This is a genomic window from Dactylosporangium salmoneum (assembly GCF_039532525.1).
Classification (GTDB): domain Bacteria; phylum Actinomycetota; class Actinomycetes; order Mycobacteriales; family Micromonosporaceae; genus Dactylosporangium; species Dactylosporangium salmoneum.
Map to the genome: position 1 here is coordinate 206,495 of NZ_BAAARV010000004.1, position 14,782 is coordinate 221,276.

General features: G+C 73.3%; 13 protein-coding genes. 7 read left to right on the forward strand and 6 right to left on the reverse strand.

Annotated elements, in window-relative coordinates:
* Positions 1 to 6: 6 nt before the first annotated feature.
* On the forward strand, positions 7 to 786 hold the full coding sequence (locus ABD352_RS01900) for a sulfite exporter TauE/SafE family protein (protein WP_344610409.1): 780 nt from the start codon (positions 7 to 9) through the stop codon (positions 784 to 786).
* A 15-nt stretch (positions 787 to 801) separates the two neighbouring features.
* On the opposite strand, the gene ABD352_RS01905 is transcribed toward ABD352_RS01900, so the two are convergent.
* The 5 genes from ABD352_RS01905 to ABD352_RS01925 are packed head-to-tail and all read right to left on the reverse strand — an operon-like array spanning position 802 to position 5,267.
* Positions 802 to 1,857 (reverse strand): histidine phosphatase family protein, encoded by a 1,056-nt coding sequence (locus ABD352_RS01905; RefSeq protein WP_344610410.1) that lies wholly within the window; start codon positions 1,855 to 1,857, stop codon positions 802 to 804.
* Between the two features lie 4 nt (positions 1,858 to 1,861).
* The gene (locus ABD352_RS01910) at positions 1,862 to 2,602 is read right to left on the reverse strand and encodes a zinc ribbon domain-containing protein (protein ID WP_344610411.1); all 741 of its coding nucleotides are present in this window, start codon (positions 2,600 to 2,602) and stop codon (positions 1,862 to 1,864) included.
* Positions 2,599 to 3,405, reverse strand: a complete 807-nt coding sequence (locus tag ABD352_RS01915) for a Nif3-like dinuclear metal center hexameric protein (RefSeq protein ID WP_344610412.1) — start codon at positions 3,403 to 3,405, stop codon at positions 2,599 to 2,601. Before ABD352_RS01915 ends, ABD352_RS01910 begins: the two co-directional genes overlap by 4 nt.
* 9 nt (positions 3,406 to 3,414) lie before the next feature.
* Positions 3,415 to 3,990, reverse strand: coding sequence for a flavoprotein (locus ABD352_RS01920; protein WP_344610413.1), 576 nt, complete (start codon positions 3,988 to 3,990; stop codon positions 3,415 to 3,417).
* Positions 3,991 to 4,034: 44 nt separating this feature from the next.
* Positions 4,035 to 5,267, reverse strand: coding sequence for a helix-turn-helix domain-containing protein (locus tag ABD352_RS01925; RefSeq protein WP_344610414.1), 1,233 nt, complete (start codon positions 5,265 to 5,267; stop codon positions 4,035 to 4,037).
* A gap of 193 nt (positions 5,268 to 5,460) precedes the next feature.
* Between ABD352_RS01925 and ABD352_RS01930 the strand changes: the two genes are divergently transcribed.
* Positions 5,461 to 6,087 carry a bifunctional DNA primase/polymerase gene (locus ABD352_RS01930; RefSeq protein WP_344610415.1) on the forward strand — a complete coding sequence of 209 codons (627 nt, stop codon included), beginning with the start codon at positions 5,461 to 5,463 and terminating at the stop codon, positions 6,085 to 6,087.
* Positions 6,088 to 6,506: 419 nt separating this feature from the next.
* On the opposite strand, the gene aroA is transcribed toward ABD352_RS01930, so the two are convergent.
* The gene (gene aroA, locus ABD352_RS01935) at positions 6,507 to 7,793 is read right to left on the reverse strand and encodes a 3-phosphoshikimate 1-carboxyvinyltransferase (RefSeq protein ID WP_344610416.1); all 1,287 of its coding nucleotides are present in this window, start codon (positions 7,791 to 7,793) and stop codon (positions 6,507 to 6,509) included.
* A 750-nt stretch (positions 7,794 to 8,543) separates the two neighbouring features.
* Here aroA and ABD352_RS01940 point away from each other — a divergent pair.
* From ABD352_RS01940 to ABD352_RS01960, 5 genes are all read left to right on the forward strand, one after another.
* A complete protein-coding gene (locus tag ABD352_RS01940; RefSeq protein WP_344610417.1) occupies positions 8,544 to 8,741 on the forward strand; it encodes a hypothetical protein in 198 nt (65 codons plus the stop codon).
* A 131-nt stretch (positions 8,742 to 8,872) separates the two neighbouring features.
* A complete protein-coding gene (locus ABD352_RS01945) occupies positions 8,873 to 11,134 on the forward strand; it encodes a hypothetical protein (RefSeq protein WP_344610418.1) in 2,262 nt (753 codons plus the stop codon).
* Positions 11,135 to 11,279: 145 nt separating this feature from the next.
* The gene (locus tag ABD352_RS01950; RefSeq protein ID WP_344610419.1) at positions 11,280 to 12,692 is read left to right on the forward strand and encodes an RNB domain-containing ribonuclease; all 1,413 of its coding nucleotides are present in this window, start codon (positions 11,280 to 11,282) and stop codon (positions 12,690 to 12,692) included.
* A 2-nt stretch (positions 12,693 to 12,694) separates the two neighbouring features.
* Positions 12,695 to 13,390 carry an NADPH-dependent F420 reductase gene (gene npdG / locus ABD352_RS01955; protein ID WP_344610420.1) on the forward strand — a complete coding sequence of 232 codons (696 nt, stop codon included), beginning with the start codon at positions 12,695 to 12,697 and terminating at the stop codon, positions 13,388 to 13,390.
* Entirely contained in the window at positions 13,387 to 14,580 is a 1,194-nt protein-coding gene (locus ABD352_RS01960) for a cytochrome P450 (RefSeq protein WP_344610421.1), read from the forward strand. Before npdG ends, ABD352_RS01960 begins: the two co-directional genes overlap by 4 nt.
* The last annotated feature ends 202 nt before the right edge of the window (positions 14,581 to 14,782 follow it).

Genomic DNA, 14,782 nt, shown 5'->3' on the forward strand with positions numbered 1-14,782 from the left:
CAGACCATGAACCCCACCGACATCGCACTGCTGGCCACGGCTGGGCTGGCCGCCGGAACCGTCAACGCGATCGCCGGGGGTGGGTCGCTGATCACGTTTCCGGCCCTGATCGCGACGGGGTTGCCGCCCGTGGCGGCCAACGTGACGAACACCACGGCGGTGTTCCCCGGGTACGCCTCGTCCGTCTACGGCAGCCGGATCGACCTCGCCGAGCTGGCCCGGGACGGGTCGCGGCGCCTGCTGGTCAGCCTGGTGCCGACCTCGGTCGTGGCGGCCGCGCTCGGGTGTGCGCTGCTGCTGCTCACGCCGGCCAGGGCGTTCGACTTCGTGGTGCCGTTCCTGGTGCTGGGGGCGGCCGCGGTGCTGGGCTTCCAGGACCGGCTGCGGCGGCTCGTCGGCAACCCCCGGGACCTCTCGCCCCGGCGGCAGGCGGTCGGCCTGCACGCGATGGTGTTCTTCGGCTCCCTGTACGGCGGCTACTTCGGCGCCGCCCTCGGCGTCATGCTCGTCGCGGCGCTCGGGCTCGTGCTCGACCACTCCATGGCAAGGGTCAGCGCGCTCAAGAACGTCATCTCGGCGATCGGCGGCGTGGTCGGCGTGCTCGCGTTCGGGCTCTTCGGGCCGGTCGACTGGGCCGACGTGGCGATCGTGGCGCCGGCGGCGGTGGTCGGCGGGTACGTCGGGGCAAGGCTGGCCCGCCGCCTGCCCAGCGCGGTGCTCAAGGCGCTCATCGTCGTCTTCGGCACCGTGGTCGGCCTCGTCCTGCTGTACCGGGCGTTCAGGTAGGCAGGTAGGACAGGACTACGGCAGCAGGTGCGCCGTCTCGTTCACCGAGCGCACCGCCACCCCGCCGTCCGGCCAGGAGTCCACCACGGAAACGCCGGCGGGGTCGAGGTACAGCCGGAACAGGAACGAGTCGCTCGCCGCCAACGCATCGCGCAGGAGCAGCTTGATCGGCGTCACGTGGCTGACGACGGCGATCTCCTGGCCGGCGTACGACTCCTGCAGGCGCCGCACGGCCCGCCGCACCCGCATGGCGACCTGCTGGAACGACTCGCCGCCGGGCGGGGCGACGGACGTCGAGGCGAGCCAGCGGTCCTGCTCGGCGGCGTAGCGCTCGCGGACCTCGCCGTACGTGAGGCCCTCCCAGTCCCCGAAGTCGCACTCGATGAGGTCGTCGTCCACGACCAGCGGCACGTTGCCGCCGAGCGCGGCCGCGGTCTCCAGGCAGCGCTTCAGCGGGGAGCTGACGACGGCGGCCAGCTTCGGGGCCACCTGGCTGACCCGCAGCGCCGCCCGCGCCGCCTGCTCGTGCCCGGCGGCCGACAAGGGGATGTCGCCACGGCCGGAGTACCGTTTCTCGGCCGTGTACGGCGTCTCGCCATGCCGCAGCACGACCATCCGCAACGGGGAACCGGTGGCGGGCGGGCTCCACGAACGCACGGGCTCCTCGGCGGCGACCTTGCCGTCCATCGCCTCGTTGGCCAGCCGGTCGGCGTGCTTGTTCTGCTCGCGGGGGATCCAGGAGTACCGGATCCGGTTGAAGCCCTTGGCCAGCCCCCGGGCCTCCTCGGCCAGCGGGCGCAGGCCCGGGTGCTTGATCTGCCAGCGGCCCGACATCTGCTCGATGACGAGCTTGGAGTCCATCCGGACCTCGACCTCGTCGGCCCCCAGCTCGCCCGCGGCCTTGAGCCCGGCGATGAGCCCCGAGTACTCGGCGACGTTGTTGGTGGTCACGCCCAGCGTGCCGCGGCGCTCGGCGAGCACCGCGCCCGCCTCGTCGAGCACCACGGCACCGTAGCCGGCCGGGCCGGGGTTGCCGCGCGATCCGCCGTCGGCCTCGACGCTCACCCGCATGCGGCTACAGCCCCGACTCGGCGGTGCGGACCAGGATGCGCCGGCACTCCTCGCAGCGCACGACCTCGTCCGTGGGGGCGGCCTTGACCCGGGCCCGGTCGCCGCCGGACAGCTCGATGCGGCAGCCCTCGCAGCGGCCGTGGCGCAGCATGGCCGCGCCGATGCCGCCGCTGGACTCGCGGATCTTGTCGTAGAGGCCGACGAGGTCGGCCGGCAGGTCGGCGGCGAGGGGGCGGCGGCCGGACCGGCGGAACTCCTCGTCCTTGGCGATCGCGACCAGGGCCTCGTCGCGGCGGCGCTCGGCCTCGGCCCGGGTGGTCCGGCGGGCCTCCAGGGCGGCGACCACCTCGTCGAGGGTGGCCTGGGCGCTCTCGCGCTGCTCCATCAGCTCCAGCTCGGCGTCCTCGAGCTCGGACTGGCGCCGGGCCAGGGTGGCGATCTCGTGCTGGAGGGCCTCCAGCTCGCGCGCCGGGCCGGTGCCGGCGTCGAGGCGGGACTGGTCCTTGTCCTTGCGGGCGCGGACCTGCTCGGCGTCGCGCTCGAGCCGCTCGATGTCGCGGTCGAGGTCGTCCACCGCCACCTGGGCCCGGACCCGGTCGTCCTCCTTCGCGGACAGCTCCCGGGCCAGCTTGTCGAGCTCGGCGTGCTCGGGGAGGGCCTTGCGCTTGTGCGCGAGCTGGGTCAGGGCGATGTCGATCGCCTGCAGGTCGAGCAGCCGGCGCTGAGCTTCCGGATCGGCCTTCACGAATGCTTACCCTCCAACAGAACCCAGGGTGACGTGTCCACATCGGACACGATGGTCTGCACGCCGGCCTCGGCGCGCAGGAAAGCCGCCACGCCGTCGAGCCACGGCCGCTCCGACGCCCAGTGCGTGACGTCGACCAGCGCCGGGCCGCCGTCGGCCAGGTGCTCCTGCGCCGGATGGTGGCGCAGATCCGCGGTCAAGTATGCGTCAACGCCGGCCCGCGTGGCGTCGGCCAGGAACACGTCGCCGGCCCCGCCGGAGACGGCGACCGTGGTGACCAGCGCGTCCGGGTCGCCGGCCGCCCGCACCCCGGCGGCGGTGCGGGGCAGCCGGTCCGCGGCGTGCGCGGCGAACGCGGCCAGGGTCATCGGCTCGGCGAGCCGCCCGATGCGGCCGTGCCCGCGCTCCGGGGCGCGCGGGTCGGGCCGCAGCGGGCGCACGTCGACCAGGCCGAGGGTCTCGGCCAGGGCGTCGGACACGCCCGGGTTGGCCACGTCGCCGTTGGTGTGCGCGGTGTACAGCGCGATCCCGGCCCGGATCAGGCGGTGCACGATCCGGCCCTTGTAGGTCGTGGGCGCGACGCTGGACACCCCGCGCAGCAGCAGCGGGTGGTGGGTGAAGACGAGCTGGGCGCCGGCGGCCTCCGCCTCGTCGACGACCACCGGATCGCAGTCGACGGCGAGCAGCACCTTGCCGACCTCGGCATCCGGCTCGCCCAGGACGAACCCGACGCGATCCCAGTCCTCGGCCCACGCCGGGGGGTACCGCTGCTCCAGCAACTCCACGAGATCGGCGACGCGCACGGCGTAACGTTAGTCCACCGTCCCGTCGCCCGCGATGCGCTGGGCCTTCAGGGACGGGTGCTGGTCGAGAGCGTCCAGCGGAAGGTGCCACGGGAAGTCGCTGCGGGTCTCACCAACGCCCGGCGGGTGCAGCTCGAGGACGTCGTCGCCGTAGAGGACGGTGACGCCCCAGGCGCGCAGCTTCTCGACCGACTCGCCGAAGGCGGGATGGGCGGCCATCGCGCGGTTGGTGTACGGCACCGCCACGATCGGCAGGCCGAGCCCCAGCCCCTCGACGATGAGGCCGAGGGCGAGCGTGTCGGCGATGCCGGCCGCCCACTTGTTGACGGTGTTGACGGTGGCGGGGGCGATGATCATCGCGTCGGGGGAGGGCAGCACGTCGGGTTCGCCCGGGTACTTGTACCGGTGCCGCACGGGATGACCCGTCTGCTTGACGACGGTCGGGATGTCGAGCCACTTGAGGGCGTCCGGCGTGGCGATCACGCAGACGTCCCAGCCCCGCTCCTTCGCGAGCGAGACGAGCTTGCCGACGCCCTGGGCGGCCGGGGAGCCACACACGACGGCGTAGAGGACAGATCCGGACATGCGGGCATTGTGGCACTGCATCCCAGGGCCCCGCGCCCTATGACTCAGACCCCCACACTCATGTGCTCGGCGAGCTCCGCCACCGGGGCCGACGGCGCGCCCCGGGTGCGCCGCAGGACGTCGCTGAGCACCTCGCGGGCCAGCGGCCGGCAGCGGATCTCCGAGGGGGCCAGCCGGTCGCCCTCCAGCAGCATGTCGCTCGCCCCGTCGATGTCGCCGATGAGCGCCCGGGCGCGGGCCTGGTCGAGGAAGTGGTGGGCCCGCCGCTCGGGCAGCAGGGCCTGGAACCCGGTCATGTCGAGGCTCTCGTGCATCTCGACGGCCAGCCGGCCCTCGCCCAGCTCGACCGCGGCGGCCGCCCGGTGCAGCTGCACGTTGGTCGGGCCGAAGCACGACCAGTAGTAGTTGCCGTCGCCGTCCAGCCCCTGGGCCGCCTCATCGGCCCCGGCCAGCAGGTCGCGCACGGTCGCGCTGTCGCCGATGCGGGCCGCGGCCATCGCGCCCTGCAGCAGCAGCTGCCCGTACACGGAGAGGCGCTCGGGGGTGGAGTCGTTGCCGTTGGTGCCGGGGGCGAGCCGGTTGGCGATGTTGACGTTGATCTCCAGCGCCGGCCGGGCCCGCCCGAGCGAGAGCAGGGCGCAGGCCACCCTGGTGGTCGCGGTGCCGGCCAGCAGCTGGTCGCCGGCCCGCTGGGACACGGCGATGGAGCGGTCGGCGGCGAGCCAGGACAGCTCGTGCTCGCCGAGCTTGCGCAGCGACGACGAGGCGATCTGGTAGACCTGCCCGAGCAGGTGGGCGGCCTCCTGGGCCTGGGGGCCGTCGCTGTAGGCGGTGTCGGCGGCCTGGGCCTCGCGCAGCAGGCGGGGGAGCGTGCGGGCCAGCATGCCGTACTTCGCGTGCTGGTAGCTCAGCCAGGCGTGCGTGACGGCCTTGCGCATCTCCGGCAGCGGCGGCGGCTCCGGCGGGGCGTAGAAGAACGCGCTGATCTGGTCGTAGCGCTCCAGCGCGGCGCGGATCTCCTCGACCTCGACCTGGTCGACGCAGTTGACGCTGTCGGGCCGGCGCTCCGGGTCGCGGCCGAGCAGGATCTGCACGTCCAGCTGCAGCACGTCGGCGATCTCGTACACGACGGAGAACTTGTCCAGCCGCCGCACGCCGCGCTCGACCTTGTCGACCCAGCTCTTCGACTTGCCGAGCCGGTCGGCGAACACCTGCTGCGACATCTTGCGCCGGTTGCGCCAGTACGCCACCCGCCGGCCGATAGGCAGCTCATCCACGCCGGTCACCTCCGGAGGTCACCCGACTGGGAGAAATCGCACGATTTGTGCGGTTTACCCCAGTCGCTTGCTCATACGTTCTGAAGTGCAAGTTGCAGCCCCCGTCGCCATGGTCAACGACGCACAACGCGTCCGGTGACGCGACGTGGTTTCGTGCGCACTTTCGAGTTATCTCACCTGGCAGGAGACGGTCATGCTCTCGTGGGAACGGTCGCGACTCCGCAAGGCGGCGGCCCGCTACGCCGCTCATGGCTGGCCGGTGCGCCCGGGCGCCTTCCTGGCCGGCGGGCACGCCGGTCGCCGTTCGCGGCTGCGGCGCTTCGACTGCGGCGCGCCCGGCTGCCGCACGGTGGCGTGCCACCCGACCCGGCTGCCGATCGCCTTCTCCGAGGCCGCGGTGTCCGGGCTGTGGCGGGAGCACCCGTACACGGTCCTGCTGCCCACGGGCTACGCCTTCGACGTGCTGGAGGTACCCGCCGCCCTGGGCCGCGCCGCGCTGCTGGGCGACGGCTTCGCGGCCGCCCGCGGCCCGGTCGCCGTGGCTCCCGGCGAGCGCTGGATGTTCCTGGTGCTGCCCGGCCACGGCGTGCTGCCCGAGCTGGCCGCCCACCCGGGCGTGCTGCTGCACGGCCAGGACTCGTGGGTCGCGGCGCCCCCGAGTCCGCAGTTCGGCGGGCGGGTACGGTGGGAGCTGTCCCCGGAGGCGCACAACTGGCGGCCGGCCGAGCCCTACGCGGTGCAGGCGCTCATGTTCGACGCCATCGGGGCGGGCCCTATGGCCACGGCGAGCCTCCGCACCACCTGGCGCGCTGCTGCCTGACTGCGTCGGGTTCATCACTACCGGCTCTTTCACCGCAAAGTTTCACGTGCAAAATTCATGCCGGTGCCCAAAGTAGCGACGTGATGGCCCTGGGTCGACCCTAGTAATTCGAATGAAGTACTCAAGGATGGCCACGGTACTTACTCATAAGTCGAAGTTGATCTACTCTATAGATCAACTTCGACCCGAAGTGGTGACCAACTCTGAGCCGTTGGGGTAGTTGACTCCGGCCTTTCATGAATTTGGCTCAGGTTCGCGTCACTAACAGGCCGTTGCTCCCGTCAGAGACCGGTCGGCCCCTGGGGGGCCTCCCTGCCGGCTCCGCGGTGCCAAGAACATGACGGAGTGCCCGCCGGGATCGCAGGAGCACCGCGCCGGGCGGGCCGGGTGGGCGGCCCGCCCGAGGCGGCGGCGTCGAACTAGCGCTGCCCGGTCAGGCGGGCGAGGTCCTCGAAGTACGCCGGGTAGGTCTTCGCCACGCACCCGGGGTCGCGGATCTCGATGCCGGGCGCGCGCAGCCCCACCAGCGCGAGGCTCATCGCCATCCGGTGGTCCTCGTAGGTGTCGAACACGGTCGGCGCCGGCGTCCCCGGGTGGATGGTGAAGCCGTCCTCGTCCTCGACCGCGTCGATGCCGGCCCGGCGCAGTTCGGTGACGACCGCGGCGAGGCGGTCGGTCTCCTTGCGGCGGATGAAGCCGATGCCGGTGACCCGGGTGGGGGAGTCGGCGAACACGGCCACGGCGGCGAGCGTCTGCGCGGTGTCGGAGATGTCGGCCATGTCGACGTCGATGCCGCGCAGCCGGCCGGTGCCGGTGACGGTGATGTGGTCCGCCGTCCGCTCCACCCGCGCGCCCATCTGCTCCAGCAGGTCGGCGAAGCGCACGTCGCCCTGCAGGCTGTGGGTGCCCAGCCCCTCGACCGTTACCCGGCCGCCGGTGATGGCCGCCGCGGCGAGCGGGTACGAGGCGGCGCTCGCGTCCGGTTCGATGTCGTAGGCGGTGGCGCGGTACGACTGCGGCCGCACCGACAAGCCCTCGACGGTCACGCCGAACGCGGCCATCACGGCGGCGGTCATCTCGACGTAGGGCACCGAGACCAGTGGCGAGGTGAGCTCGACGCTGAGCCCGTCGGCCATCAGCGGCCCGGCCATCAGCAGCCCCGAGAGGTACTGGCTGGAGATGTGCCCCGGCAGGGCCACCTTCCCGCCGGCCACCGGCCCGGTCACGGCCACCGGCAGGTACCCGGGCTGCCCCAGGTCCTCGACCGCCGCGCCCAGCTCGCGCACGGCGTCGATGAGCGGCCCGAACGGCCGGGCGCGCAGCTGCGGGCTGCCGTCGACGATGCCCCGGGCCGGGCGCAGCGCCGCCGCCGGGAGCACGAACCGCGAGGTCGCGCCGGACTTGCGGGCGTCGATGCGCACCTCGCCGGTCGCGGTGCGCGGGTCGACGCCGTCCACGAGCACCGTCCGGGCGGCCTCGTCGACCGTCAGCGTCGCGCCGAGGGCCCGCACCGTGTCGAGCATCGCGTAGGTGTCGTCGGCGAACAGCATGCCGGTCAGCGTGCTGCGCCCGGGCGCCATGGCGGCGACGATCAGCGCCCGGTTGGTGATGCTCTTCGAGCCGGGCGGACGCAGGGTGGCATCGGGTGGCGTCGCCGGCGGCGCGACGGCGAGGACATCGGGCAGGTCATCGGCATGGAGGCTCACCACTCGATTGTCCCGCGCGCCGCCGCGACCCCCGCACGAGGGCTCGGCGCACCGTTTCGGCGCGGCCGCCACCGGTACTTCGTGCGCCGGGCTGACCGCACACCTTCTACGGCCGCATCCCGTACCGGCTCGACCGCCCCGGCCCGAGCCCGTCGGCGAGCCGGTCGAGCCGCATCCCGTACCGGCTTGACCGCCCCGGCCCGAGCCCGTCGGCGAGCCGGTCGAGCCGCGGGGACGTCCGGTCCGGGTTCGGCGGTTTCGCCCAGGCGCCGGGCGAGGTCGACGATCGGCCCGGACGGGCGCGGGTGAGTTGCCACTTGGGTCTGGTGTCCGGCGACGCGGAGCACCGCGCGCGTCACGACGAACCTCGGCGAGGCGGACAGGGATCCGGCTCCGGCGGTCGACGTTGTCCACCGTGGACGATGCTCGTTTGCCTCCGAACGAGGGCGTCGCGGGTCGACCGGACGACTCGAATGTGTTTCCTCCGTTCGGCTCACCCTCGGGTGATGGTGACCACAGGCCACCCCGGCATTTACCGTCCTGGACAACAGACCTACGATCCGCCCATGATCGCGCGATTCCTTACCGCGCAACGAAATCGGCGCCCGCGCACCGGCACTGGCCGCCCCCGGAATCGGCGACCACGCGTGTCGGCGACCGGTGTCGGCCGATTGCGTCTACTGTGGAATCTGGACCAGCTATTTGCCGGTTTCGGTGGCGCGTGTTTCATTTGCGGTGCACAGTGATGTCATGAGCAGCAGCGGTGCTGAGCGGTACTACTGGTGCCTTTCTCACCAGAGGGTCGAGTCCGAGGCCAACATGTGCCCGGGGAGGGATCGCCTCGGCCCCTATGATTCGGCGGCAGAAGCCGAACAGGCCCTAGCCAAAGTCCAGGAACGCAACGAGGCGTGGGACGCCGAAGACGAACGGTGGGAAGGCAAGCACTAGCAAGACGCCGGAGCCAGGGCGACCGCGAACCGCCCCGACACCGGCACTGAAAAGCCCGGAACCCGTCCACCCGCACAACCCAACCGCGAACATCCCGCAGGACGCGGGAGAACTCCTCCAGGAGGACCACGATGGCCGCAGCTAAGAAGGCCACCACGAGATCGGCCGCAGCGCGCGCGGCCGCGACGACCGCGGAGGTCTCGACCCCCGCAACGACCGACCGGGCCCCCGCCAAGGCCCGCAGGACGGTCGCGGCCGGCTCCCCCCGCCGCACGGCGACCGCCACTGTGACCCCGGCCGACACCACGGCCGCCACGGACACCGCCGGTAAGACGACCGCCGCCAAGCCGGCGGCCCGCAAGACGACCGCCGCGAAGACCACCCCGGCCGCCAAGTCGGCCCCGGCGTCGAAGACGGCCCGTCCGGCGGCCCGCAAGACGGCCTCGGCCGCGGCCACCCCGGCGGCTGCCGAGACGGCGACGGCGTCGAAGACGGCCGCCCGCAGGACGGCGTCGAAGTCGGCCACCCCGGCCGCGAAGTCCGCGACCCCCGCCGCCAAGAAGACGGCGGCCGCGACGAAGGCCGCCACCCCGGCGGCGAAGCGGACCACGGCCGCGGCGACCAGGTCGGCGGCGACGAAGGCGGCCACCCCGGCCGCGAAGTCGCCGGCGAAGTCCACCACGACCAAGTCGGCCACCCCGGCGGCGGTGAAGAAGACCGCCGCGGCGAAGTCGGCCACCCCGGCGGCCAAGTCGACCGCGGCCAAGTCGACCGCGGCGAAGTCGACGGCCGCGAAGTCGACGGCGGCGAAGAAGACCGCCGCGGCGAAGAGCACCCCGGCGGCGAAGAGCACGGCGGTCAAGGCGGCGGCGAAGAAGACCACCGCCGCGAAGACCACCGCCGCGAAGTCGACCACCACGGCGGCGGCCAAGAAGACCGCGGCCACCCCGGCGACGAAGACCGCGGCCGCCAAGAAGACCGCGACGGCCAAGGCCACCCCGGCCAAGGCGTCCGCGGCCAAGAAGACCGCGACGGCCAAGGCCACCCCGGCCAAGGCGTCCGCGGCCAAGAAGGCGGCGACGGCCAAGGCCACCCCGGCCAAGGCGGCCACCAAGGCGACCGCCACGAAGGCGGCGGCCAAGTCGACGGCCACCAAGGCGGCCCCTGCCAAGACCGCGGCGAAGGCCACGGCGGCCAAGTCCACGGCGGCGAAGGCGACGGCCACCAAGGCGACCGCGGCGAAGGCCACGGCGGCCAAGTCGACGGCGGCGAAGAAGACGGCGACCACGGCCAAGGCCACCCCGGCCAAGACCGCCAAGGCCGCCGCCACCAAGGCTACCGCCGCCAAGACCACCGCGAAGTCCGCTCCGGCCAAGACGGCCACCAAGGTCGCTGCCAAGACGGCCGCGACCAAGGCGGCCCCGGCCAAGACCGCCACCAAGGCGGCGGCGAAGGCGACCGCCACCAAGGCGGCGGCCGCGAAGGCGACCGCGGCGAAGTCGGCGGCGAAGGCCGCCCCCGCCAAGACCGCCGCGAAGTCCACGGCGGCCAAGAAGACGGCGACCACGGCCAAGGCCACCCCGGCCAAGACCGCCAAGGCCACCGCGACCAAGGCCACCACGGCGAAGTCGACGGCCGCCAAGGCCGCGGCCAAGTCGGCCCCGGCGAAGACGGCCACCAAGGCCGCCACCCCGGCCAAGACCGCCGCGACCAAGGCGACCGGGACCAAGGCGGCGGCGACCAAGGCCACCGCGACCAAGGCGGCGGCCACCAAGGCCACCGCGACCAAGGCAGCGGCGACCAAGGCCACGGCCGCGAAGACCGCGGCCACGAAGGCCACCGCGACGAAGACGGCGGCGACCAAGGCCACCGCGACCAAGGCCACCGCGACCAAGGCGGCGGCGAAGACGGCGGCCGCGAAGGCCACGCCGGCGAAGTCCGCCGCGAAGGCGACCGCGGCCAAGTCCGCACCGGCGAAGACGGCCACCAAGGCCGCCACCCCGGCCAAGACCGCCGCTCCCGCCAAGGCCGCCACGAAGTCCACCGCCGCGAAGTCCACGACGGCCAGGAAGACGGCACCGAGGAAGACGGCCGCCAAGTCCACGACGTCCGGGTCCACGGCCGCCGAGGCCACGAACCCGGCCGCCAACCCGGAGACGGGGGAGACGGCGGTCGTGAACTCGCCCGCGGCGTCCGAGTCGGCCGAGCCGGCCACGCCCGCCGCGGTCGTCGCCGAGGGCGGCCTCGACGCCGGCACGGCGATCGAGGACTCCGCGTCGGCCACGCCGTCGGGTCAGGCCACGGAGGCCATCCCGGGCCGCGAGAACGGCAACAACGTGGAGGAAGCCGCGAGCATGACCCCGGAGGACTGGGCGACCCTGGCCCGCCCGTAGCACCGAGCAAGCCCGACCGAACCGAGCAAACCAGCGGCCGGCCGTCCCACAGCGGGGCGGCCGGCCGTTGCATGTCCACCCTCAGGGGAGAGGACCGGCCGTTCGCCGGAGGGCGGAGGTGCAACGGGCTGGTAAGACTGAGGCCGTGACCGCACGTCGTGTTCTCGCCCCGCGCATCGACTTCAGTGCGCTGCGCCACGAGCTCCAACTGCCCGACCGGTTCCCCGACGAGGCCCAGCGGGAGGCCGAGGCGGCGGCCGGCAAAACGTTCGGCGACCGGGAGGACCGGACCGACCTCGAGTTCGTCACCATCGACCCGCCGACGTCCAAGGACCTCGACCAGGCGCTGTTGCTGCTGCGGCGCGACGGGGGGTACCGCGTCCACTATGCGATCGCCGACGTCGCGGCCTTCGTGGCGCCGGGCGGGGAGCTGGAGAAGGCGACATGGGAGCGGGGGCAGACGGTGTACCTGCCCGACGGCAAGGTGCCGCTGCACCCTGCGGTCCTGAGCGAGGGCGCCGCCAGCCTCCTGCCCGATCAGGCTCGCCCCGCCGTGCTGTGGACGATCGACCTCGACGCGCAGGGGGCGACCACCGGGGCCACGGTGGGGCGCGCGCTGGTGCGCAGCCGGGCCAAGCTCAACTACGAGGCGGTGCAGGAGGACGCCGAGCAGGGAAGGCTCCACCCGTCGATCGCGCTGCTGCCCGAGGTGGGCAAGCTGCTGGTCGACCTGGGGCTGGCGCGCGGCGCGGTGAACCTGCCGATGCCCGAGCAGGAGGTGGAGCCGGACGGGGACGGGTGGAAGCTCACCCTGCGCGGTCCGGTCGCCGTCGAGGAGTACAACGCCCAGATCTCCCTGCTCACCGGCATGGCGGCGGCGCGCATCATGCTGGGCGGCGGGGTCGGGCTGCTGCGCACGATGCCCCCGCCGCCGCCCGAGACCGTCGCGGCGCTGAAGGTGGCGGCGAAGGCTCTCGGCGTACCGTGGCCGGACAATGCCACGCCGGGGCAGGTCATCGCGTCGATCGACCCCAGCCAGCCGAGGGCGGCGGCGTTCCTCGACCAGGCGGCCGAGATGATGCGGGGCGCCGGCTACACGCCCTTCGACGGCGGCCCGCCCGGGCAGCCGCTGCACGCCGCCGTCGCGGCGCCGTACGCCCACGTCACAGCCCCGCTGCGGCGCCTGGCCGACCGGTACGTCACCGAGGTCTGCCTGGCCCTGCACGCCGGCGCTGAGGTGCCCTCGTGGGCGCGGGAGGCGCTGCCCAGGCTGCCCGAGGTGATGACCCGCACCGACCGGGTGGCGAGCGCGGCCGAGCGGGGCGCGGTCGACTTCGTCGAGGCCGTCCTGCTGCAGCACCGGATCGGCGAGACGTTCGAGGCCGCCGTGCTCGACGTCGACCCGGCCAAGCACCGGGCGGACATCGCGATCGACAACCCGCCGGTCCGGGCGCGCTGCGAGGGCGACAGGCTCCCGCTGGGTGAGCGGACCGAGGTCCGGCTCACGGAAGCCGACCCGGCCAAGCGGCGGGTGCTGTTCCAGGGGGTACAACAGTAGGCATGACCTACGACCAGAGCGCGCTGCCCGACGTCACGGGCCTGTCCGTCGGCATCATCGGCGGCACCGGCCCGCAGGGCCGCGGCCTCGCCTACCGTTTCGCCCGCGCCGGCCAGCGGGTCCTCGTCGGGTCCCGGTCCACCGAGCGCGGCCGGCACGCGGCCGAGGACCTGCGGGAGATGCCCGGGGTCGGCCCGGACGTCGTGGACGGCGGGGACAACGCGTTCGCGGCCGGGGCCGACGTCGTCATCGTGGCGGTGCCGTGGGAGGGGCACTCGGGGATCGTGGCCGAGCTGGCGCCGCTGCTCACCGGCGGCAAGATCGTGGTGGACTGCGTCAACCCGCTCGGCTTCGACAAGCAGGGCCCCTATCCGCTGCGCGTCGAGGAGGGCAGCGCCGCCGAGCAGGCCGCGGCCCTGCTGCCCGAGGCCCGGGTGTGCGCGGCGTTCCACCACGTCAGCGCGGTACTGCTGGCCGATCCCGAGGTGGACGCGGTGGACCTCGACGTCCTCGTGCTGGGCGACGACCGGGACGCGACCCTGCAGGTGCAGGCCCTCGCCGCGCGGATCAACGGCATGCGGGGCGTGTTCGCGGGGCGGCTGCGCAACGCGGGGCAGATCGAGGCGTTCACGGCGAACCTGATCGCCATCAACAAGCGGTACAAGGCGCACGCCGGGATCCGGGTGACCGACCTGTGAGCGTGGTGTTCGACCCCTGGTCCGAGGCGTTCGTCGCGGCGCCCTACCCGGCCTACGCGCGGCTGCGCGAGGAGTCGCCGGTGCTCTGGTTCGAGCCGAGCCGGCAGTACCTCGTCTCCCGCCACGAGGACGTCAACGCGCTGCTGCGCGACCGTCGCCTGGGCCGCAGCTACCTGCACGTGGCGACGCACGAGGAGATGGGGCGGACGGCTCCGCCGGAGTACCAGGAGCCCTTCTGGACCCTCAACAACAACGGCATGCTCGACCGGGAGCCGCCGGACCACACGCGGCTGCGCCGGCTCGTCTCGCAGGCGTTCACCCCGCGGCGGGTCGAGGCGCTGCGCCCCGTCGTGGAACGGCTGGCCAACGAGCTGGTCGACGCGTTCGTGGCCGAGGGCGGCGGCGACCTGATCTCGCAGGTCGCCGAGCCGCTGCCGGTCACCGTCATCGCCGAGCTGCTCGGCGTGCCGGAGGCCGACCGGCACCTGCTGCGGCCCTGGTCGGCGGCGATCTGCGGGATGTACGAGCTCAAGCCCTCCCGCGAGACGGCCGAGGCGGCGGTGCGGGCGTCGGAGGAGTTCACGCAGTACCTGCGGGCGCTGGCCCGCCGGCGCCGGGAGGACCCGCGCGACGACCTGGTCAGCGCCCTGGCCGCGGTCGAGGGCCTCAGCGAGGACGAGCTCATCGGCACGTGCGTGCTGCTGCTCAACGCCGGCCACGAGGCGACGGTCAACGTCACCGGCAACGGATGGCGCGCCCTGCTGCAGAACCCCGACCAGCTCGCACTCGTGCGGGCCGATCCGGACCTGCTCGGCACGGCGATCGAGGAGCTGATGCGCTTCGACACCCCGCTGCAGATGTTCGAGCGGTGGGTCCTCGAGGACATCGAGGTGCGCGGCGTGCCGATCCCGCGGGGCAGCGAGGTCGCCCTGCTGTTCGGCTCGGCCAACCACGACCCGGCCGCCTTCGCCGACCCGGAGCGGCTGGACGTGACCCGCCGGGACAACCCGCACATCTCCTTCGGCGCGGGCATCCACTACTGCCTGGGCGCCCCGCTGGCCCGCATCGAGCTCGCCGCGTCGTTCGGGGCGCTGCTGGCCAAGGCGCCGAACCTGCGGTTGGCGCGGGAGCCGGAGTACAAGCCGAACTACGTCATCCGGGGGCTGCAGGGCCTCGAGGTGTCCGTGTAGCGAATCGTGCAGCCCCCGTCACGAGTGGCCGATTTCACCCGCCACGAACCGCGTGACGGGGGGTTTCGCAGCAACGGCGATCTGTGGCCTTGAGGCCCCGACATGTCGGGCGCTGGCGCGCCACGACATGTCGGATTTATACCCCGACGAGCGGCGTAATCCCTGAAACCGGGCATAAGACCCGCCAGGCGAAAAATCCGAA